General features: G+C 65.8%; 14 protein-coding genes and 1 pseudogene. 9 read left to right on the top strand and 6 right to left on the bottom strand.

Annotated elements, in window-relative coordinates; genetic code table 11:
* Positions 1-3: 3 nt before the first annotated feature.
* The 6 genes from LRS11_RS21560 to LRS11_RS21535 are packed head-to-tail and all read left to right on the top strand — an operon-like array spanning position 4 to position 11,656.
* Positions 4-4,644 carry a type I polyketide synthase gene (locus tag LRS11_RS21560; protein ID WP_260494866.1) on the top strand — a complete coding sequence of 1,547 codons (4,641 nt, stop codon included), beginning with the start codon at positions 4-6 and terminating at the stop codon, positions 4,642-4,644.
* Positions 4,637-4,951, top strand: a complete 315-nt coding sequence (locus tag LRS11_RS21555; protein WP_260494865.1) for a hypothetical protein — start codon at positions 4,637-4,639, stop codon at positions 4,949-4,951. Before LRS11_RS21560 ends, LRS11_RS21555 begins: the two co-directional genes overlap by 8 nt.
* The gene (locus tag LRS11_RS21550; protein ID WP_260494864.1) at positions 4,948-6,558 is read left to right on the top strand and encodes an alkaline phosphatase family protein; all 1,611 of its coding nucleotides are present in this window, start codon (positions 4,948-4,950) and stop codon (positions 6,556-6,558) included. The genes LRS11_RS21555 and LRS11_RS21550 overlap by 4 nt, the downstream gene beginning before the upstream one ends.
* Before the next feature lie 4 nt (positions 6,559-6,562).
* Positions 6,563-9,145: an alpha/beta hydrolase gene (locus LRS11_RS21545; protein WP_260494863.1), complete on the top strand. Its 2,583-nt coding sequence runs from the start codon at positions 6,563-6,565 to the stop codon at positions 9,143-9,145.
* Positions 9,142-9,708 carry a hypothetical protein gene (locus tag LRS11_RS21540; protein WP_260494862.1) on the top strand — a complete coding sequence of 189 codons (567 nt, stop codon included), beginning with the start codon at positions 9,142-9,144 and terminating at the stop codon, positions 9,706-9,708. Before LRS11_RS21545 ends, LRS11_RS21540 begins: the two co-directional genes overlap by 4 nt.
* Positions 9,641-11,656, top strand: a complete 2,016-nt coding sequence (locus tag LRS11_RS21535; protein WP_260494861.1) for an HlyD family secretion protein — start codon at positions 9,641-9,643, stop codon at positions 11,654-11,656. The genes LRS11_RS21540 and LRS11_RS21535 overlap by 68 nt, the downstream gene beginning before the upstream one ends.
* 205 nt (positions 11,657-11,861) lie before the next feature.
* Here the strand turns inward: LRS11_RS21535 and LRS11_RS21530 are convergent, their stop codons facing one another.
* Entirely contained in the window at positions 11,862-13,127 is a 1,266-nt protein-coding gene (locus LRS11_RS21530; RefSeq protein WP_260494860.1) for an NAD(P)/FAD-dependent oxidoreductase, read from the bottom strand.
* Between the two features lie 171 nt (positions 13,128-13,298).
* Between LRS11_RS21530 and LRS11_RS21525 the strand changes: the two are divergent.
* Together LRS11_RS21525 and LRS11_RS21520 are read left to right on the top strand one after the other, a co-directional pair.
* A pseudogene (locus LRS11_RS21525) lies at positions 13,299-13,724 on the top strand (chromate transporter); the annotation flags it as partial.
* A 66-nt stretch (positions 13,725-13,790) separates the two neighbouring features.
* Positions 13,791-15,368, top strand: a complete 1,578-nt coding sequence (locus LRS11_RS21520; RefSeq protein ID WP_260494858.1) for a sensor domain-containing diguanylate cyclase — start codon at positions 13,791-13,793, stop codon at positions 15,366-15,368.
* On the opposite strand, the gene LRS11_RS21515 is transcribed toward LRS11_RS21520, so the two are convergent.
* Positions 15,365-16,078, bottom strand: a complete 714-nt coding sequence (locus LRS11_RS21515) for an aspartate/glutamate racemase family protein (protein WP_260494857.1) — start codon at positions 16,076-16,078, stop codon at positions 15,365-15,367. The two genes, LRS11_RS21520 and LRS11_RS21515, sit on opposite strands and share 4 nt — an antisense overlap.
* 223 nt (positions 16,079-16,301) lie before the next feature.
* Between LRS11_RS21515 and LRS11_RS21510 the strand changes: the two genes are divergently transcribed.
* Positions 16,302-17,189: a pseudouridine synthase gene (locus LRS11_RS21510; protein WP_260494856.1), complete on the top strand. Its 888-nt coding sequence runs from the start codon at positions 16,302-16,304 to the stop codon at positions 17,187-17,189.
* A 23-nt stretch (positions 17,190-17,212) separates the two neighbouring features.
* On the opposite strand, the gene LRS11_RS21505 is transcribed toward LRS11_RS21510, so the two are convergent.
* The 4 genes from LRS11_RS21505 to LRS11_RS21490 all read right to left on the bottom strand — a co-directional run bounded on the left by LRS11_RS21505 (position 17,213) and on the right by LRS11_RS21490 (position 20,403).
* Complete coding sequence (locus tag LRS11_RS21505) at positions 17,213-17,959, bottom strand: ABC transporter substrate-binding protein (RefSeq protein WP_260494855.1); 747 nt, start codon at positions 17,957-17,959, stop codon at positions 17,213-17,215.
* Positions 17,960-18,132: 173 nt separating this feature from the next.
* Positions 18,133-18,582: a hypothetical protein gene (locus LRS11_RS21500; protein ID WP_260494854.1), complete on the bottom strand. Its 450-nt coding sequence runs from the start codon at positions 18,580-18,582 to the stop codon at positions 18,133-18,135.
* Between the two features lie 4 nt (positions 18,583-18,586).
* Positions 18,587-18,928: an I78 family peptidase inhibitor gene (locus LRS11_RS21495; protein WP_260494853.1), complete on the bottom strand. Its 342-nt coding sequence runs from the start codon at positions 18,926-18,928 to the stop codon at positions 18,587-18,589.
* Positions 18,929-19,104: 176 nt separating this feature from the next.
* On the bottom strand, positions 19,105-20,403 hold the full coding sequence (locus tag LRS11_RS21490; protein ID WP_260494852.1) for an ABC1 kinase family protein: 1,299 nt from the start codon (positions 20,401-20,403) through the stop codon (positions 19,105-19,107).
* Positions 20,404-20,564 lie beyond the last annotated feature (161 nt).

Here is a 20,564-nt window from a genome sequence, read left to right as displayed (position 1 = left end):
CGCATGAGCCAGCCAGCCAACCAGCCGATCGCCATCATCGGCATGGCCTGCATCTTTCCGCAGGCCCCGGATATCGCCAGCTTTTGGCGCAATATTCTCGCCGCCACGGATGCCGTGAGCGAACCGCTGGCCGAGTGGGAAGCCGCGCGTTACCTGGATTCCGGACGCATCGAAACCCAGTTTGGCGGCTTTCTCAATGACCTCTACCGCTTCGATCCGCGCGAGTTCGGCATCATGCCAAACTCGGTGGACGGCGGTGAGCCGGATCAGTTCCTCGCCCTCAAGGTGGCGCGCGATGCGCTGCTCGATGCCGGATACCTGAGTGACGAACACGATCACCGCGACACCGGCATCATCCTCGGCCACAGCACCTACCTGCATCGTGGCCAGGTCAGCCATATCCAGAATCACATCGTCCTCGACCAGACCCTGGAGCTGCTCAAGGCGGCCCAGCCGAGCCTGAGCGACGACGACCTGGCGCGCCTGCGCGCGGCGCTGCAGAAGAAGCTGCCGCCGTCCAACACCGACATCGCCCCGGGCCTGGTGCCCAACGTGATGACCGGGCGCATCGCCAACCGCCTCAACCTCAAGGGGCCGAACTACATAGTCGACGCCGCCTGTTCCTCCTCGCTGCTGGCGGTCAACGCGGCCATGGACGAACTGCGCAACGGCCGCAGCAAGCTGATGATCGCCGGTGGGGTGAATGCCTCGCTGCCGGCCGAAGTCTCGGTGATCTTCACCCAGCTCGGCGCCCTCAGCGGGCGCAAGAAAGTCCGCCCGTTCGAGCAGGGCAGCGACGGCACCTTGCTCGGCGAAGGCCTGGGCATGGTGGTGCTCAAGCGCCTCGACGACGCCCTGGCCGATGGCGACCGCATCTATTCGGTGATTCGTGGCATCGGCCAGGCCAGCGATGGCCGCGGCACCGGCCTGCTGGCGCCGAGCGAGGAGGGCGAAGCCCTGTCGATCCGCCGTGCCTATGAAGGCAGCGGCGTGGAACCGGCCAGCATCTCGCTGATCGAGGCCCACGGCACCGGCATCCCGCTGGGCGACAAGACCGAGATCGCCGCCCTGCGCAGCGTGCTCGGCGCGCGCCAGGGCCTGCTCGGCAGCGTGGCGATCGGTTCGGTCAAGTCGATGATCAGCCACTGCATCCCGGCCGCCGGCATCGCCGGGCTGATCAAGACCAGCCTGGCCCTGCACCACAAGATCCTGCCGCCGACCCTGTGTGGCACGGTCAACCCCGAGCTGCAGATCGAGCAGACGCCGCTCTACGTCAACACCGCCAGCAAACCTTGGATCGCCAAGCCGGATGCGCCGCGGCGCGCCGGGATCAACTCCTTCGGCTTCGGCGGGATCAACACCCACGCCATTCTCGAAGAGGCGCCGAGCGCGGCCCTGCGCCCACCGAGCCTGGGTCAGCGCGACTGCGAACTGTGCGTGTTCGCCGCCGATTCCACGGCGGCGCTGCTGCAGGATATCCAGCAGGTGCTGGGCTATATCGCCGGCAACCCGAGCCTGCGCCTGGCCGACCTGGCCGCCACCCTGGCCGCCCGCGACTGCAGTGGCAAGCCGGTGCGCCTGGCCGTGCTGGTCGCCGACCTGGCCGAGCTGGACAAGAAGCTGCAACAGGCGGCGAAGAAGGTTGCCGAAGGCAAGTCGCCGCGCTGGATGACCCGTACCGGTCTGTCCTTCTGCAGCCAGCCGCTGGACGGCAAGCTGGCCTTCATCTTCCCCGGCGAGGGCTCGCAGTACCTGAACATGTTCAGCGACCTGGCCCAGCAGTTCGGCGAAGTGCGCGAGTGGTTCGATTTCTGGCAGGGCCTCTACGACGAACAGGCCGGCTCGGGGCGCAGCGACATCCTGTTCCCGCCGCAGAGCGAGCTGAACGATGCGCTGCGCGGCCAGCTGGAGGCGCGGCTGTTTGATATGGATGTCGGCTCGGAAGCCATCTTCGTCGCCAGCCAGGCCATGTTCAGCCTGCTGCGTGCCCTGGCCGTGGAGCCGGACGTGATGCTCGGCCACAGCACCGGCGAGTCCTCGGCGCTGGCCGCCTCCGGCACCATGGCTTTCAGCGACCGCCAGCAGTTGGCCGATTTCATCCGCGAGCTGAACAAGGTCTACCGTGGCGTGCTGGAGGCTGGCGATATCGCCACCGGCGCGCTGCTCACCGTCGGTGCCATGAGCCGCGCGCAGGTCGAGCAGCACATTGCCGCCAGCGGCGAGGCGGTGGTGGTGGCGATGGACAATTGCCAGAACCAGCTGGTGCTGTTCGGCAGCCAGGAAACGATTGCCGGCCTGCTCAAGACCTTGAGCGAGGAGGGCGGCATCTGCGCCCTGCTGCCATTCGATCGTGCCTATCACACGCCGCTGTTCGCCCCGGTCAGCGCGGCCTTCCTCCAGTACTACCAGGCGGTTGGCCTGCAGACGCCGAAAACCCCGCTGTATTCCTGCGCCAGCGCCGACCTGTTTCCGGCAGCGGCCGAGCAGGTCTGCGAGCTGGCGGCGGCGCAGTGGTCGAGTACCGTGCGTTTTCGCGAAACCATCGCCAACATGCACCGCGACGGCGTGCGCTACTTCATCGAGGTCGGCCCGTCGGGCAACCTCACCGGTTTCGTCAACGACATCCTCGGCGGCAGCGAGTACGTGGCGCTGGCCTCCAACGCGCGCAAGCGCAGCGGCATCGAGCAGTTGTTCAGTGTGCTCGGCGCGCTGTTCGTCAACGGCAAGACGGTCGATCTGGGCAAGCTGTTCCGCGGCAGCAACTGCCGGGTGCTCGACCTCGAGCAGCCGCTGATCGAAGCCAAGCGCGGTCTGCTGATCAAGAACACCATGCCTTTCGTCCATGTCGATGCCGAGATCGCCCAGCTGCTGCGCGAAATCATGCCACCCGCAGCAGCTCAGCCCGCTATGGCGCCTGTAGCCATGGCGGGGGCGCCGATCGCTACGCCGCTGCTCGGCGAGATCCAGCAACTGGGCGCGGACAAACTTAGTGCGCAATGCCCGCTGTGGTCGACCGACCGTTTCCTCGCCGACCATGTGCTGTCGGGTCCGTCCTCCTATCACCAGCCCGAGCTGCAAGGCCTGGCCTGCGTGGCGATGATGGCCAGCCTGGAGATCATGGCCGAGGCCTGCGCCGTGCTGGCCGGTAGCCGGGCGATCAACCTGATCGAGAATGTCCGTGCCTTCGACTGGGTGGCGCTGGATCGTGGCGAGCTGACCCTGCAGGTCGAGGCCGAGTGCCTGGACGCCCAGGCGCGCCTGTACGGCGCCAGCCTGTTCAACGCCGGCAGCAAGGTGATGAGCGCCGAGTTCCGGATTGCCGCGCCCCTGACCGGCACGCCGCTGGCGCCCTTGGCGGCGGCCGACGCCTACCGCTGGGCGGATGCCGAGCTGTACACCACCGGCATGTTCCATGGCCCGTTGTTCCAGAGCATCGCCGGCATCCACGGCTGGTCGGGCGAAGGCATCGACGCGGCGCTGGCTTCCTGCAGCCTGGAAGGCTTCATCCAGGACGGCGAGCCCTGCGACCTGGTGCTCAACCCGGTGCTGCTGGATGCCCTCGGTCAGCTCGCCGCCTTCTGGCTGGCACAGCAGGTTGGCACCGACTTCAACAGTTTCCCCTCGCACATCGCCCGCATTGAACTGCATGGCCAGGTGCCGGCGGACATCGCCGGCGCCCAGCTGCGCGGTCGCCAGCAGCCGCAGGGCGGTGCCGAGCAGGGCCTGGGCACGCCACGGGTGTGGGATTTCGACTGCCTGCACGAGGGGCGCCTGCTGCTGCGGGCCAGCGGTTTCTCCAACATCTTCTTCCCGGTGCCCAACGCCTTCTACCAGCTGCGCCGCGAGCCCATGAACGGTTGGCTCGGCGCGCCGCTGGCGAGTGGCGCGGCGACCCTGGTCAGTGCCGAAGAGGTGCTGCTGTGGCAGCTCAACTACCTGGCGGATGACTTCTGCAAGCAGTCGGCAGCGATCTTCCTGCGCATCCTCGCCCACGCCATCCTCGCCGAGGATGAGCGTCCCGAATGGGAAACCGTGCGCCACACGCGCCAGGCTCGCGAGTGGCTGCACGGCCGCCTGTGCCTGAAGGAAGCGACGCGTTACTACCTCTACCAGCAGACCGGCGAGCTGCTCTGCCCGGCGGATATCTCGGTGTGGCACGACGAGCTCGGCGCGCCCTATGTCGACGGCTGGTGGAGCGGTCAGTGGCTGGATGCACCGAGCGTGTCGCTGACCCATGACCGTCACGGCTGCCTGGCGGCGCTGGTGCCGGCCGGACGCGTCGGTGTGGATGCCGAACGGCTGGACCGTCTGCAACGGCCGGAGCTGGTGGCCGGCTCCTTTACCGCTTACGAGCAGCAGGCGTTGGATGGCGTACCGGGTGAACAGCGCGGCGAGCTGATCCTGCGCACCTGGTGCGCCAAGGAAGCCGCCGCCAAGTACCTGGGTTGTGGCCTGCAGGGCGCGCCGGAGCGTTTCGAGGTGCTGTTCGGCGACGACTGGACGTTCGCCACGGTGAATGTCGCGGGGTCTGCCGAGCAGGCGTCCGCACAAATAAGTGTGGCCCTGGAAGTGCAAGGCGATCTGCTGATCGCCCTGGCCGGGGCCGAGTTGGATTATCAGGAATTTGGAGTAACCAATGGCTGAAGCTGTCGCAATGGGTCTGGATAAAAGCAGTATCGAGAAGACCCTGATCCACATCGTCGAGGACCTGACCCAGGACTGGGGCATCGAGCTGGATGAGGCTGTCAGCAGCCAGACCCGTCTGGTTGCCGACATGGAGTTCGCCTCGGTCGACATCATTCAGCTGATGGTGGCCATCGAAGAGCACTACAACCGCCCGAAAATGGGCTTCCAGGACCTGCTGATGAACGACGGCAGTTACGTCGATGATCTTTCCATTGGCCAGGTGATCGACTTCGTTCACGCAAAACTCACAGGAGTGCCGGCATGACCACACGTACATTGTTCATCGGGATGGATGGGTGCACCTTCACCATCCTCGACGACCTCACGGTAGAGAAGGACGGGCGTCCTGCGGTCATGCCGTTCCTCGGCGGCCTGATGGCCCGCGGCACGCGCAGCGAGCTGCGCTCCACCCCCAACCCGCTGACTCCGCCGGCCTGGGTTTCGCTGATGACCGGGCGCAGCCCGGGCAACCACGGCCTGCTGGATTTCATCCGCGCCGAGGAACGTGGCGAAGACGTGTTCTTCACCCTCTATGATTCGCGCGACAACCTGGCGGAAACCATCTGGTCGATCGCCAGCCGTCAGGAACGCCGTGTCGCGGTGCTCAACCTGCCATTCACCGCGCCGCCACCCAAGGACCTCAATGGTTTCATGGTGCCGGGCTTCATCCCGTGGCGACACCTGCGCCGCAACACCGTGCCGGCCAACTTCTATGATCGCCTCAAGGAAGAGCTGCCGGACTTCAATCCCAAGGAGCTGGCCTGGGACTTCGAGCAGGAGAAGCAGGCAGTCGACCACCTGACCGACGAAGACCGCGAGAACTGGGTGCGTTACCACCTGCCGCGCGAAAAGCAGTGGTTCGAGATCGCCAAGTTCCTGCTCAAGGAAGAAGCCCCGGAGCTGATGGCCGTGATGTTCGACGGCGTCGACAAGCTGCAGCACCAGGCCTGGCTGTTCCTCGACCCGGCCCTGCAGCACGACGGCGTCAGCGACTACCACAAGCGCATGCGCGCCCTGTGCCTGGACTATTTCCGCCAACTCGATGGTTTCATCGAAGAGCTGGTGACCATGGCCGGCCCGGATGTGCAGGTGTTCATGGCCTCCGACCACGGTTTCACCGCCACCACCGAAGTGGTGCGGATCAATGCCTGGCTGTTCGAGAAGGGCTACCTGCACTGGAAGGAAGTGCTCGATCCGGACTCCGAGGCCGCCAAGCGTCGTGAGGACAGCATGTTCGCCAACCTCGACTGGACCAAGACCACCGCCTACTGCCGCACGCCGTCGAGCAACGGCATCAATATCCGCGTGGCGCGCAATCCGGGCGAGACCGGGATCAAGCCGGAAGACTACGAGGCGTTCCGTGAACAACTGATCCTCGACATCAAGGCGCTCAAGGATCCGGTTACAGGCGAAAGCATCGTCAGCGAAATCCACCTGCGCGAAGAAGTCTTCGCCGGCCCGGCGATGATGGACGCGCCGGACCTGCTGCTGGTGCTGCGCGACTTCGGCTTCGTCTCGATCAAGAACAAGCTGCCGATCGTAGAGCCGCGTGAAGAACCGGCCGGTACCCACCACCCGGATGGCATCTTCATCGCCTGCGGCCCAGGCATCCGCAAGGGTGTGAAGATCGACCGTCGGCACATCTGCGACGTCGGCGCGACCCTGCTCTACAGCCAGGGCCTGGAAGTGCCCGGCGACTTCGAGGGCAAGGTGCCGGCCGACATGTTCATCAAGCCCTGGCTGAACCAGAACCCGATCCGTATCGGCGAGTCGACCCGCGGGGTGAACAAGGACGAAAACGCCGAAGACATGGCCGACGACGAGAAGGAAAAGATCATGGCCCAGTTGCAGATGCTCGGGTACATGGAATAACGCTATGGCGATGGCGGAGGTCAATGGCATCAAGCTGCACTACCAGCAGCTGGCATGCGAGCGTGAAGGCGGCAAGGTCGAGGATGTGGTGCTGATCCACGGCCTCGCCGCCAATTTGGCCTTCTGGTACATGCAGGTCGGCCATGCGCTGGCCCGCAACTACCGGGTGACCATGTATGACCTGCGCGGCCACGGCCGTTCCAGCATGAGCGCAACGGGCTACACCCCGGCCGAACAGGCCGAGGACCTGCGCCTGCTGCTGGAACACCTGGGCATCGAACGGGCGCACTTCATCGCCCACAGTTTTGGCGGCACCATCGCGCTGAACCTGGCCTGCGAGCAGCCGCAACGCTTTCTCAGCCTGACCATCGCCGACACCCACATCGCCGCCATTCGCAATGTGGGCAGCGACTGGCGCTATGCCGAGCATATCCAGCGCATCCTCGACGACAACGGAATACCGCTGAATACCCGCGAACCCTATTTCGGTTACCGCCTGCTCAAGGAGGCGGCGACCCTGCAGCTGAACCAGCGCGAGCTGCCGGAGGCCCTGCGCGAACTGATCAACCCGCTGATGGGCAGCTCCGGAAAACGCACCGCCGACCAGTGGGTGAAACTGCTGGAAACCACCTCTGCCCAGGATGAATTGATGGGCGACGACGGTCTGGTGGTGGAGCGCCTGCACCAGCTGCATTTCCCGCTGCTGGCCATCTACGGCGAGCGCTCCCAGGCGGTGACCACCGGCGAGCTGTTGCTTAGCGTCTGGCCGCGGGCGGATTTTCGCCTGGTGCGTGGTGCCGGGCATTTTTTTCCGGCGTCACGGCCGCAGAAGCTGATCCGCTCTTTCGAGTTCTTCCTGCGTCGCGTCAGCAGTAAGCGCGAGGGCCGTGCCGAGGACGATGACGCCAAGCCATTCTTCCGCAGTGACCGCATCTACAACCGTGAGGAGCAGTGGTTCTATGCCACCCGCGAGGGCAAGGAGCAGGGGCCATTCCCCGCCTTCGACGATGCCCTCGACCACCTCAATGCCTTCATCGCCGAGGTGCTGGCGCGCAAGGTCCAGGCTGGCTCGATGTTCAACCTGCCGAGCAAGGTGCGGGTGCCAGCCGGTCTCAGTGAGGACGATTTCCAGCTGATTGCCCGCAACGGCTTCGGCGACGGGGTCAATGCCTACGCCCATGCCATGGCCTGGTTCAACGATTACCTGTATATCGGCACCACCCGCGGCAACTTCCCGCTGATGAAGGCGCGCCTGCCGATCAGCATGGATCCCTGGCCGGTGGAGTGTCCGGCCAACCCCTTCGACCTCGACCTGCACGCCGAGATCTGGCGCTACAACCCGCGCAAGGACGAATGGAAACGGGTGTTCAAGGCGCCGACCATCATCGGCAGCGACGGTTCGAAGATTCCCCGTGAGCTGGGCTTTCGCGGCATGTGCGTATACCCGGGCAGCAAGGGCCGGCCGCCGGGCCTGTTCGTCAGTACCTGGTCGCCGGCCAAGGGCCCCGGCCCGCTGCTGCTGCGCACGGAAGACGGACTGAACTTCACGCCGACCTGCGAACCGGGCCTGATGGGCCTGCCGGTGACCACCATCCGTACCATGGTGGCCTTCAAGGGTCGTATGTACACCACGCCGGCCGGCTCGCGCGGTGGCAACCCCAACGTCTCCTCGCACTCCATCGTCTATGAGAGCGAGGCGCCGGAGGATGGTCAGTGGCAGGCAGCGAGCGACTTCGGCTTCGGCGACGATGGCAACAAGACCATCTTCGAGATGTGCGCCTTCAATGATCACCTGTACGTCGGTACCTTCAACCTCAAGGGCTTCCAGGTCTGGCGCAGTACCTGCGAGAGCAAGCCTTACCACTGGGAGCGAGTGATAGCCGACGGCGCCGACCGCGGCCCGCTCAACCAGTCGGTGCTGAGCATGTACGCGTTCAAGGGCGCACTGTATGTCGGCAGTGCGATCCAGGGCGGCGGTATCGACCGGCAGAACGGGGTCGGCCCGGCTGCGCCGGAGCTGATCCGCATCCACCCGGACAACAGCTGGGACCTGCTGGTCGGCGACGCGCGGATGACCAGCGACGGCTGGAAGGAACCGCTGTCCGGCTATATGCCCGGCTTCGACAACTTCTTCAACGGCTACTTCTGGCGTATGGCCGAGCACGAGGGCTGGCTGTACTTGTCGACCTTCGACTGGAGTGGCCTGCTCGGCTACGCGCGGCGCGAAAGCTGGCCGGCGCCGTTCCTCAATATCGTCAACAGCGTCGGCGAGGAGTTCATCTTCAATCGCCAGTCGGGCTTCGACCTGTACCGCAGCTACGACGGCGAGAACTGGGTGCCGGTGACCAACGATGGCATGGGCAACCCCTACAACATCGGCATGCGCACCATCGTTTCCTCGCCCTACGGCCTGTTCCTTGGCGCTGCCAACCCGTTCGGCCCGAAAGTCTGGCCACTGGGTGGCGACCGTTATATCGACAACCCGCGCGGCGGCTGCGAAGTGTTCTTCGCCCCGCGCAAAGCCATGACCTCCGCCGCGCCCAGCGCCGGGATCCGTGATCGGTCAAAAGGAAGCCCTGCGCTATGAATGGCACTATTTCGGCCAAGCAACAATCCGACCTCGGCGACGCGCGCAAGATCGCCACGCCGCAGCTGCTGCGCAAGGGCCTTACGGTGTACCTGCGCAACGGCAAGCACGAGCCGTTGTATGTGGTGCGCGACCCGGCCAGCGAGCTGCACTGGGAGTTCGAGACCCGGCAGTTCTTCGTTCTCGAGATGCTCCAGGTCGACGAGGAATTCGACGCCTTGGCGGCCAGCTACGAGCGGCGCTTCTCCAAGCCGTTCAGCCGCGATGACCTGCAAGCGCTGCTGGTCAACCTGGTCGACCAGCGTCTGCTGGGGCTGGCGGCGGCCTCTCATCCGCTGATCGAGCCCTACCGCGAGCGGCTGCAGGCCGACCTGCAGCGCCTGCTCGAGGAGAAAGTCGCCAAGTTCCGCGACAAGACCCAGGCGCCGGGGGCCTCGCACGCGGCCAAGGCAGCGGTTGCCGCACCCGCGCCCGCCGCACGGGCGGGCGCCTCGAATGATGGCAAGGGGGGGCGATGCCGACAAGCTGCAGGCCGGTGTGCGCGGCTTCGCCGGCATGGATGACACCCTGCAGATCCCGGTGTTCCACCTGTTCAATCCGCGCGCCATGCTCAAGACGCTGCTGGAGTGGGTCGAGCCGCTGAAGTACATGGTCTTCGTCCTGCCGCTGCTGCTGGTGATGGCCCTGGGCATCGTCATCAGCAACTTCAGCCTGGTGCAGAGCGATGCGCTCACCAGGCTCTCCGGCTTGGGGCCGATCGCCCAACTGCTGTTCAGTCTGTTCACCGTCAACCTGCTGTGTACCCTGACCCTGGCCCTGACCGCGCAGAAGTACCGCGGCACGGTCAACAGTCTGTCCGTGGCGCTGATGCTCGGCTTCCTGCCACGCTTCATGCCGAAGATCAGCAACCTGATCGGCCTGACGCGGCGCGAGCGCCTGTGGCTGCATGCCGGCCCGGTGCTGATGCGCGCGACCCTGTTCAGCCTCGGCACTTTCATCTGGTACCTGACCCGCTCTTCCACGGGCTCGTTGCCAACCATCGGCCTGGCGCTGGCGGTGGTCAGTGCGGTGGCCCTGCTGTTGACCCTCAACCCGCTGTCGAAAAGCAGTGGTTACCACCTGATCGCCGTGCTGCTGGACGAGCCGCAACTGCGCGGCAAGGCGTTCAAGGCGCTGTTCGGGCGGATCAAGGGCAATGCCTACCGCGAGGCCAACGACACCGCGCTGATGGCTTACGGCCTGGCCTCGCTGCTCTATTCCACCCTGCTGTTCGTGGTGGCCCTGCTGATGGTTGGCAGCTGGATGAAGCTGAATTTCAATGGCACCGGGGTGCTGGTCTGCGTGCTGCTGGTTGGCTACCTGAGCGTGCTGACCTACCGCAAGTTCAGCTCGGCCAACGCCATGTACGAGCGTGCCCTGCAGTACGAGCGCTGGAAGCGCCGCCGCCTGCCGGAAGACGTGGAGAACAAGATCAACCTCAAGCCGGCTAACAAGCTGGTGCGCTACACCCGCCGGATGTTGCTGCTGTCGCTGCTGATTTGTCTGTTCCTGCCCTATCCCTACGAACCGGGCGGCTCCTTCGTGATCCTGCCGGTGGAGCAGCAGCAGGTCGCCACCGACATCGATGGCATCGTCACTGAAGTGCTGTTCAACGGCGGTGAGGAAGTCCAGGCCGGCCAGGTGCTGGCCCGTCTGGCCACCGGCGACTATGAAAGCCAGATGCGCATTGCCGAGGCGCGGATTGCCGAAGAACAGGCCATGGTCGCCGAACTGAAGGCGCGCCCGCGTGCCGAGGAAGTGGCCGTCGCCGAGCAGAGCTTGCAGATGGCGCGGACCCAGGCGCAGTTCAGCCTGTCCAATCACAAGCGCCACGCCACCCTGCTGGCCAAGGGCGGAGTGTCCGCGCAGCAGGCCGAGCAGGCGCAGCGCCAGTACGAAGTGGACATGATGGCGATCCGCGTCTCCGAGGCCAACCTGGCCCTGGTCAAGACCGGCGCCACGCCAGACTCGATTGCCGCCGCCGAGGCCCAGGTGCAGCGCTGGCGCAGCGAGCGCGAGATGTACCAGGCGAAGATCGAGCGCTCGCAACTGCGCGCACCGATGTCCGGCAAGCTGATTACCCTGCTGCTCAAGCAGAAGACCGGCAAGTACCTCGGCCCCGGCGAGACCTTCGCGGTGATCGAGAAGTCCGAGCAGGTGTTTGCCGAGATCGAGGTGCCGGAAACCGAGATCGGCTACGTGCAGGAAGGCGCGATGCTCAAGGTCAAGCCGCTGGCCTATTCCGATCGCTATTTCGACGGCAAGGTCACGCAGATCGACGCCAACGTGATCGAGAAGACCGGCGGCAAGTACGTCAAGGTGCTGACCGTGATCGAGAATCCCAAGGGCGAGCTGAAGTCCGGCATGACCGGCTACGCCAAGGTCGGCAGTGAGGAGTTGCCGGTATGGAAGGCCTTTACCCGGGCGATCTTCCGCTTTATCGATGTCGAGCTGTGGTCGTGGATTCCGTGACGCTGCCAGGCGCCGCGCGATAAGCGTTGGTGTACGTAGTGGCTGGTTGACCCCCTCTACCTTTACGGGAGAGGGCTGGGGAGAGGGGCTTCACCCGCCGCCAGCGCCGCGTAGCCCGGATGCAATCCGGGGCAGCCCGCAGCTCCGTCCCCGGATTGCATCCGGGCTACAAAACCGGCCTATTGGCCGGTTTTTCTTGCCTGGCTCAGGCCGCTGGGGGCGGCAGCAGCTCCTTCAGCGGTTTGCTGTCATCGGCCAGCTGCGCGGCGCTGAGGACGATGCCTTCGGCGATCAGACGCTTGGCGGCCATGAAGTCCTGCGGGCGGTTGACCGTGTCGGCGGCGATGACCTTGCCGTCCTTCAGGTAGAAAGCCGAGAAGCTGTCGCTGTCCGGCGTGCCGCGCAGCACCAGTTGCTGATAATCCTGGGACAGGCCGACCATCTTCAGTTTCAGCTCAAACTGGTCGGACCAGAACCAGGGCACCGAAGCATAGGCCTTGAGCTTGCCGTTGATCGCGGCGGCGGCGCAGCGCGACTGCTCCAAGGCGTTGGGCACCGACTCCAGGCGCAGGCGGCGGCCGAGCAGGGCGTTGGGATGGTTGGTGCAGTCGCCGGCGGCGTAGATGTCCGGGTCCGAGGTCTGCGCGTACTCGTTGACCAGAATGCCGTTGTCCACCGCAAGACCCGCGGCGGCGGCCAGCTCGGTGTTGGCGAGCAGGCCGATGCCGACCACCACCAGGTCAGCGGCGATGCGCGTGCCGTCGCTGCACAGCACGGCGCTGACGGCCTGGCCGCTGGCGTCCAGCTCCAGGTCACTGACCTGCACATTGGTGCGGATCTGCACCCCGGCTTCACGGTGCTTGCGCTCGTAGTAGGCCGACAGCTCGGCGGCGGTGACCCGCTGCAGCACCCGCGGCATGGCTTCCAGGATCTGCACCTGCAGACCCTGCTGCACGGCGCTGGCGGCCACTTCCAGGCCGATATAGCCGCCGCCGACTATCACCAGGCGCTTGCCCGGAGCCAGCTGGCTGCGAATCAGCTCGACATCGTCGAGGGTGCGCAGGTAGTGGAAGTTGCTGCAGGCCTCGGCGGCTTTGGCCTGAGGTACGGCCAGCGGGCGTGGGCGGCCGCCGGTGGCGATGACCAGCTTGCTGTAGGCCAGGCTGCGGCCATCGGCCAGTTGTACGTTCTTGTTAGCCCGGTCGATGGAATCGACGCGCACGCCACTGAGGATTTCCACATTGGCCTTGTCATAGGCCGCTTGCGGGCGGATCGACAGGCTGTTCTTCTCGACAGTGCCGGCCAGGTAGGCCTTGGACAGCGGTGGGCGGTGGTAGGGCAGGTGCGCTTCCTCGCCGATCAGCAGGATGCGTCCGCTCCAGCCTTCGTTGCGCAGGCTGACGGCCAGTTCGCCGCCGGCGTGGCCGGCGCCGATGATGATGGCGGTGGAGGATGCAGCAACGTCTGTCATGGAGAACCTCGGGCAGCAGGGTAAGCAGATAGCCGCTAGTTTATGCATCCGCGGCGCCGGCGTCCTTGCCGAACATGCCATTTTCCCGTCCGCGCCTGCCGCGTCGAGCAGCTGTCACGGCTTTTTGCGAGCATTTTTGGCAATGCATATCTGGGGCAAGGGTGATCGGCGGGGCCGCTGATCATGGTGGTGGCCTTCGTCGGCGCCTACCTGCAGCCGGTGTTCGGCGCCGACTCGGCGTTGGTCAGCGGTGCAGTGGCGGCGGGCCTGGTGACCTGGTTCACCTTCCTGCCGTCTTTCCTGTTCATTTTGATCGGCGGGCCGTTGCTGGAGTCGACCCACAACGAGCTGAAGTTCACCGCACCGCTGACCGCGATCACCGTCGCGGTGGTCGGGGTGATCCTCAATCTGGCGCTGTTCTTTGCCTACCATGTGCTGTGGCCGCAGGGCTTTGCCGGGGTCTTCGACTGGCTATCGGCGCTACTCGCGGTGGCGGCCGGGGTGGCGCTGTTCGCCTTCAAACGCGGGGTGATCGAAGTGCTGCTGGCCTGCGCCGCTGCCGGTCTGCTGGTGCATGTGCTGCGGTCGTTCGGTTGACCCGGGGCGACCTTTCCTCTATTCAAACAGTAGCGTTTTACAAACAGGAGCGGCTAGCAGCAACCCATGAGCGATGAACCGCGCGATATCCACCCTTGGCGCCGCTGGCTGCTCAAGCCGGCCGTGTTGCCGCTGGCGCGGGCTTTCGTGGTGCTGGTTTGTCTGTCGCTGGTGGCCACCGATGCCTGGTTGATCTGGAAGGCCCGCAGCATCCAGATGCGCGATGCGCAGATCGAGACCTCCAACCTGGCCTCGGCGCTGGCGCGGCAGGCTGCCGATAGCCTGAAGAAGGCCGACACCGTGCTGCTCGATCTGGTCGAGCGCCTGCAGGTGGATGGCACCGGTCCGGCGCAGCTGCAGCGCCTCGGTGGCCTGATGCGCCAGCATGTCTTCGGCCAGGCCGAGCTGCACGGCCTGTTCGCCTATGACCGCGATGGCAACTGGCTGGTGAGTTCCTTCGGCGCTATCCCTGAAGGGGCCAACAATGCCGACCGCGAGTACTTCATCTTTCACCGTGACCACCCGGATGATCACGGCCCGCATATTGGTCCGCCGATCCGCAGTCGCACCAACAACCAGTGGATCATCCCGGTCTCGCGGCGCCTGGAGGATGCCCAGGGCAATTTCGCCGGGGTGGCGCTGGCGACCATCTCCGTCGAGTACCTGCGCCAGTTCTATGCCACCTTCGATATCCGCGAAAACGGCACCATCAACCTGGTGCTGAACAGCGGCATCGTGCTGGTGCGCAGCCCCTACCGCGAATCGACGATCGGCACGGATATCAGCCAGGGCCAGATCTTCAGCCGTCTGCTGCCGCAGAGTCCGGCCGGTACGGCGATGCTGCCGTCGCTGCTCGATGGCGTCGAGCGGCTGTTCAGCTACCGCCAGGTTCAGGGCTATCCGCTGGTGGTGGTGGCCGCCCTGGCCAAACAGGACATCCTCGCCGACTGGCGCGCAGACACCGCCCGCCAGCTAGTGGTGATCAGTCTGCTGGCCGGTCTGTTATTGCTGCTGGGTTTTTACCTGATCCGCCTGATCAAACAGGGACAGAAGACCGCAGCCGAGCTGCTGGCCACCCGCGATGCCTTGCGTGCCTTCAACCTGCGTCTGGAAAAGCAGGCACTGGAAGACGAGCTAACCCAGTTGGGCAATCGCCGGCGTTTCATTCGCGCCCTGGACGACGAGTTCGCCCGTGCCTCGCGCTACCAGCGGCCACTGGCGCTGGTGCTGTTCGATGTCGACTACTTCAAACAGTACAACGACATCTACGGCCATTCCGCCGGCGATGCCTGCCTGCGTGCCGTGGCCAAGGCCATTCGCGGCGGGCAGAAGCGCCCGGCGGACCTGGCGGTGCGCTATGGCGGCGAGGAGTTTTGCCTGCTGTTGCCGGAAACCGACGCCGAAGGGGCGTTGCAGGTGGCCGAACAGGTGCGTGCCGCGTTGGAGGCGCAGGCCATCGTGCATGCCGGCTGCCCATGGCTGCGCCTGAGCCTGAGCGCTGGTGTGCATGTACTGACGCCGCAAGTGGGCGATGGCCCCGAGATGCTGGTCAAAGGCGCCGACCAGGCCCTGTATGCCGCCAAGGCCGCCGGGCGCGACCGCGTGATGCTGTTTGATCAGGGCGTCGAGCAGCTGACCAGCTAGCCTGCGCTTGCCCCGTGCCCGGCCAGCGCCCACTCGGCGGCCTGCTGCGCATGCAGGCTGGTGGTGTCGAACAGCGGCACGCTAGCATCCCCGGCGCCGACCAGCAGGCCGATTTCGGTGCAGCCGAGGATCACCGCCTGCGCACCCTGTGCCACCAGGCTGGCGATGATGCGACGGTAGATCTCCCGCGACTCTTCGCGCACCTGGCCCAGGCACAGCTCCTCGTAGATGATCCGGTGCACGTCCTGGCGCTGCGGCGCGTCGGGGATCAGCACGCGGATGCCGTGGCGCTGCTCCAGGCGCTCGCGGTAAAAATCCTGCTCCATGGTGAAGCGGGTGCCGAGCAGGCCGGCCGTGCTCAGCCCGGTGGCCTTGATCGCCGTCGCGGTCGGGTCGGCAATATGCAGCAGGGGAATGCCCACCGCCTGCTCGATGGCCGGCGCCACCTTGTGCATGGTGTTGGTACACAGCACCAGCAGCTCGGCGCCGGCGCGTTCCAGGGCCTGCGCCGCGTCGGCCAGCAGGCGCCCGGCCTGGTCCCAGTCGCCGCTCTGCTGCAGGCGCTCGATCTCGTGGAAGTCGACGCTGAAGAGCACCAGTTTGGCCGAATGCAGTCCGCCCAGGCGTGCCTTCACCGCCTCGTTGAGGTGGCGGTAGTAGGGGATGGTCGACTCCCAGCTCATGCCGCCGATCAGGCCAATGGTTTTCATCCTGAGTGTGCTCCCGTTACGTGCAGGTCAGGCCATGCTGCGGCAAACGCCGCGACTGCTGTAGTCACAGTAGCGTGGCGTTTGCCAGCCTGGCTGTACTGGCTGTACTGGCTGTACTGGCTGTACTGGCTGTACCGGGCCGGCAGTGAATGACGGGTGGCCGGGCATTTGCCGCCGCATTGCGGAATAATGCGCGCCGTCGTGTTGTTAGCCGAGCCCGTCCATGTCCGCCACCGCCCCCAGCATTCGCCCAAGCATCCTGCACCTGCCGGCCGGTCCCTGGGCGACCGTGCTTGACTGCCTGTGCGGGCATTTCCCGGCGATCAGTCGCGACACCTGGCTGGATCGCATGGCCCGCGGCCGCGTGCTGGATGCCGAGCACCAGCCGATCGTCCCCGCGCATCCCTACCGCGAAGGCCTGCGCGTGCAGTACTACCGCGAAGTGCTGGCGGAAACGCGCATTCCCTTCGAGGAAAGCGTGCTGCATGTGGATGAGCATCTGGTGGTGGCGGACAAACCGCATTTTCTCTCGGTGATGCCGGCCGGCGAATACGTCGAGGAAACCCTGCAGGCGCGCCTGACCCGGCGTCTGGGCAATCCGCACCTGGTGCCGCTGCACCGCATCGACCGGCACACCGCCGGCCTGGTGCTGTTCTCCGCCAACCCGCAAAGCCGAGGCGCCTACCAGGCGCTGTTTCGCGAGCGGCGCATCGACAAGCGCTACGAGGCCATCGCCGCGGCCTTGCCCGAACTGCAGTTCCCCCTGCAACGGGCTACCCGTCTGGTCGCCAGCGAGCCGTTTTTCCGCATGCAGGAAGGCGCGGGCGAGGCGAATACCGAGACCCATATCGAGGTCATCGAGCGCAATGGCGAACTGTGGCGCTACCGCCTGTTCCCGGTGACCGGCAAGAAGCACCAGCTGCGCGTGCATATGGCGGCGTTGGGGGCGGGGATCTGCAACGACAGCTTCTACCCCGAGCTGCTCGATGCGCGCGATGCGCCGGACGACTACAGCCGCCCGCTCAAGCTGCTGGCCCAGGCCCTGCGCTTCGTCGACCCGCTCAGCGGTGTCGAGCGCGCTTTCGAGAGTCGGCTAAAACTGGACTGGTAACGGCCTGTCGCCAGCGTGTCCGGCTATTGCCCGTAGCGCTGGTACAGCGCCTGGTACTGGCCGTTGCCGCGCACCTTGTCGAGGGCCGCCTGCCAGCGCGCCACGTCGTTCGGCGAGGTGTCTTTCGACAGGGCGATAAAGCCCCGGTCATGGCCAAGCACCACCGGAGTGGCCCGGATACGGGTGGGGTCGACCTGGGCTTCGGCCAGCTTCTGCTGCAGACCGCCATCGGCCGAGGCCACCAGTTGCACCCGGCCGGCAGCCAGCATGCGGAAGCAGCCGCTGTAGGAGTTGTGACGCTTCAACTGGGTGAAGCCCTGTTTGCCCAGCAGCTCGTCATGAGCGCTACCGTTGAGGATGCACACCGGCAGGTCGCGGGCATCGTTCAGGCTGCGGATGCCGGTGGGCGCGTCGCTGCTCTCGTAGAGGTAGTCGGTTTCCTGCAGGGTCGGGCCGACCCAGTGCACCAGGCCCTCGCGCTCCGGCGTGCGGCTGAGATTGAACAGCACCACGTGCGGTTGTTCGGTAACCAGTTTCAGCCCGCGTGCCAGAGGGACTTCGCTGATCGGCGTGGGGCTGCCCAGTTCAGCCAGCAGGGCATGCACCAGCTCTAGATAGAAGGCGCGTTTGCCGCCATGCTCCTTGCCGCGCAGGGTGCCATCGATGATTACGCCTTGCTCGCCCAGGCTATGGGTATAGACCAGCCAGGGTTCGGCACTGGCGTAGCCAGGCGACAGTAGCAACAGCAGGGCGATCAGGCTGACCTTCACGACTCGGTCTCTCTGTGGTCTTGCTCGCAATGGCGGTTCGACGTGTCGGCGCGCGTGGATAGGTCGCCAGTCGGCCAAGCATCTACAGGCAAGAAGATGGCCAAGTCAATATTAGCCCGGTGGTGGCTGGTTTGACGGTCAGATGAACCGGGCGCCGCGTTCGCCGGGAAGGCCTACTCGCTGGGGCTGGCCTGGTAACGGTAGGCGCCGCTACGGCCATCCAGATTGATCTGAAAGCGCTGGCGCGAGCCATCGTGGCCGTTTTCGGCGATGCCACTGATGTGCACGCCGGTCTTGCCGTCGCTGCTGCAGCGCAGCTGGGCGAGGCTCATCTCGGCGTGGTCGTTGTTGAACTCGATGAAGCCGAAGCCGCGCTCAACCTGCAGGTGGGTGCCGTCGGCAGCGGGCTGCAGCAGATCGACGAACAGCAGGTCCTGGCCATACAGGCTAAAGCGCAGCAGGCGTAGCGCTACGGCACGTTCGCCTAGCTGCCATTCGCCGCAGTGCTGCAGCTCCTGCAGGCTGGCGAAGTGGCCGGCCGCTTCCGCGTAGCCGACCTCGCGGCCCAGGCCCAGAACGGGTTCGACCAGGCAGGCGGCGAGGGCGCCGCACAGCCAGCGCACCGGCTTAACCGCAGCTGACCTGCAGCACCACGCCGGCATCGTCGATGTCGATGTTCAGGCGCTGCGCGTTGTAGTCCATGGTCACCGGCTGGTTCGGCCGGGTGATGCGCAGGAAGCGTGCATCGGCCTTGTCGCGCGCTTCTACTGCCATCTCGTCGTCGAGTTGCTCGCCAATCAGGTCATGCACCGGGTCGGCGTCGCAGCGGCTGTCGAAGTCGGCGGTGGGTTCGCTGAGCAGCGCCTTGCTGCTGTCCGGGGCCTGGTTCTGCGGCTTTTCCGGGTTGCTGCTGCAGGCGGCGAGCAGGGCGATGGCGAACAGGGCTGGGAGTTTCAATGTGCCGGTCATGGCGTCGTCCTTGTAGTGCGGTGGCAATTGCGTGGGGCGGTTCGGCCCCGGCGGGCCCAGCGATTCTGGAGTATTTGTCGGCCTAGTTGAAGATAGACAGTTGAAGATCGACGGCAATCGGATCGCTATGACCGCCGCGTTCAACGACGCCTGGCGCAACCCTGTGCGCAGCCGGGCTAGGCCGATCTGCGCGCGGCCCAGCGGCTGATATGCCGCTCCAGCAGGTCGGCCAGCGGCAGGCAGGCGCCGAGGCGGTAGAGGTTCCAGTAGTGGCCTTCCAGGGTACGGTTGACCAGCAGGGTGCCGGAGGCTGGTTGCAGGCTGCCGAGGGCGGCCATCAGCAGCGGGAACAGTTCCAGCAGTTGCTGGTGCAGGGCTGCGCCGTGGAAGTCCCATTGCGCGCCGGGTTGCAGCAGCGGGTGAAGCAACTTGTGGATGCGCTTGTACAGGCCATGCGGCGCCGGGCTGTCGGCCTGGCGCCCGCCGAGGGCCTGGAAGGCCGGCTCCAGGGCGTCGCTGCTCGGCCCGCGCAGGGCGGCGAACAGCTGCACATAGGCATCGAGCAGCGCCGGCTCGAGTGGCTGCACGCTGCCGAAGTCATACACCACCAGCTCGCCGGCATCGGTCCAGGCCAGGTTGCCGGGGTGCGGATCGGCATGCAGCAAGCCGAGGCCGAACACCTGCTCGCCCAGCCAGTCGCACAGGCTCAGGGCCAGGCGTTCCCGCACCTCAGCCGAAGCGCCGCCGACTTCGGCCATCGAGTGTCCGGCCACTTCGTGCAGCACCAACACGCCGGGACGGCATAGCTCGGGCAGCGGCTGCGGCAGGCGCAGGCCCGGCCAGTCGGCGAAGTGCGTGCAGAAGCGCTGCAGGCTGACCTGCTCGGCCTGGTAATCCAGCTCGGCGTGGATGCTGCCGTGCAATTCGCTGTACAGCGCTTCCAGCTGTTCGGCCGGGGCGCGGAACAGGCGGCCGAGCGGCAGTAGGCGGCGCAACTGCTGCAGGTCGGCGGCGCAGATCTCGCGGATGCCGGGGTACTGGATCTTCAGCACCAGGGCCTGGCCCTGGGCATCGCGGGCGCGGTGCACCTGGCCCAGCGACGCGGCGGCGCATGGCTCGGTGTCGATGGGCTGGAACAGCTGGTGCAGCTGGCCGTCGTAGAGCTGCTGTAGATGGTCTTCCAGGGCGCTGAAGGGCAGGGCTGGCACGCGGTTCTGCAGGCGCGTCAGAGCCTGGCTGATCGGCTCGGGCAGCACGCCCTGCCACTGCGAGGCCTGCTGGCCGAGCTTGAGCACCGGGCCTTTCATCTGCCCCAGCACATCGCCGAGCAGATCGCCCACCGGTTGCCAGTCCAGACCCGCCTTGCCAGGCGTCAGGCCCTGCAGCATGAGGTTGCCGGCGATGCGCGCACCGGTGCTGCCGAGGCGCAGGAAGCGGCCCAGGGCGGAAACATTCGGTGGCGATGAACGCGGCATGCGGCTGGCCTGTGGCAAGGCAAAGGCTGATCATGGGCCGACTGGCTGGTGCCGCCAAGGTGAGAATGCTTGCCGGCTGTTGCTGTCAGTAGGGGGCGCCGTGTTCAGCAGCGGTCGGTACGCATCTTCCGGTGAACACACGGCGCACCCTATGCTGGGGT

The sequence above is a fragment of the Pseudomonas sp. J452 genome (genome assembly GCF_024666525.1).
Taxonomy (GTDB): Bacteria; Pseudomonadota; Gammaproteobacteria; order Pseudomonadales; family Pseudomonadaceae; genus Aquipseudomonas.
Note: the sequence above shows the minus strand (reverse complement) of the source record. Positions and strands in the feature narration are given on the sequence as shown.

What these genes read in the sequence shown, in the direction of transcription:
- LRS11_RS21535 (WP_260494861.1), top strand. Translation starts at nt 9,641, where the DNA reads ATGATGGCAAGGGGGGGCGATGCCGACAAGCTGCAGGCCGGTGTGCGC.
- LRS11_RS21515 (WP_260494857.1), bottom strand. Translation starts at nt 16,078, where the DNA reads ATGAAAACCATTGGCCTGATCGGCGGCATGAGCTGGGAGTCGACCATC.
- LRS11_RS21490 (WP_260494852.1), bottom strand. Translation starts at nt 20,403, where the DNA reads ATGCCGCGTTCATCGCCACCGAATGTTTCCGCCCTGGGCCGCTTCCTG.
- LRS11_RS21555 (WP_260494865.1), top strand. Translation starts at nt 4,637, where the DNA reads ATGGCTGAAGCTGTCGCAATGGGTCTGGATAAAAGCAGTATCGAGAAG.
- LRS11_RS21540 (WP_260494862.1), top strand. Translation starts at nt 9,142, where the DNA reads ATGAATGGCACTATTTCGGCCAAGCAACAATCCGACCTCGGCGACGCG.
- LRS11_RS21495 (WP_260494853.1), bottom strand. Translation starts at nt 18,928, where the DNA reads ATGACCGGCACATTGAAACTCCCAGCCCTGTTCGCCATCGCCCTGCTC.
- LRS11_RS21530 (WP_260494860.1), bottom strand. Translation starts at nt 13,127, where the DNA reads ATGACAGACGTTGCTGCATCCTCCACCGCCATCATCATCGGCGCCGGC.
- LRS11_RS21550 (WP_260494864.1), top strand. Translation starts at nt 4,948, where the DNA reads ATGACCACACGTACATTGTTCATCGGGATGGATGGGTGCACCTTCACC.
- LRS11_RS21560 (WP_260494866.1), top strand. Translation starts at nt 4, where the DNA reads ATGAGCCAGCCAGCCAACCAGCCGATCGCCATCATCGGCATGGCCTGC.
- LRS11_RS21510 (WP_260494856.1), top strand. Translation starts at nt 16,302, where the DNA reads ATGTCCGCCACCGCCCCCAGCATTCGCCCAAGCATCCTGCACCTGCCG.
- LRS11_RS21545 (WP_260494863.1), top strand. Translation starts at nt 6,563, where the DNA reads ATGGCGATGGCGGAGGTCAATGGCATCAAGCTGCACTACCAGCAGCTG.
- LRS11_RS21520 (WP_260494858.1), top strand. Translation starts at nt 13,791, where the DNA reads ATGAGCGATGAACCGCGCGATATCCACCCTTGGCGCCGCTGGCTGCTC.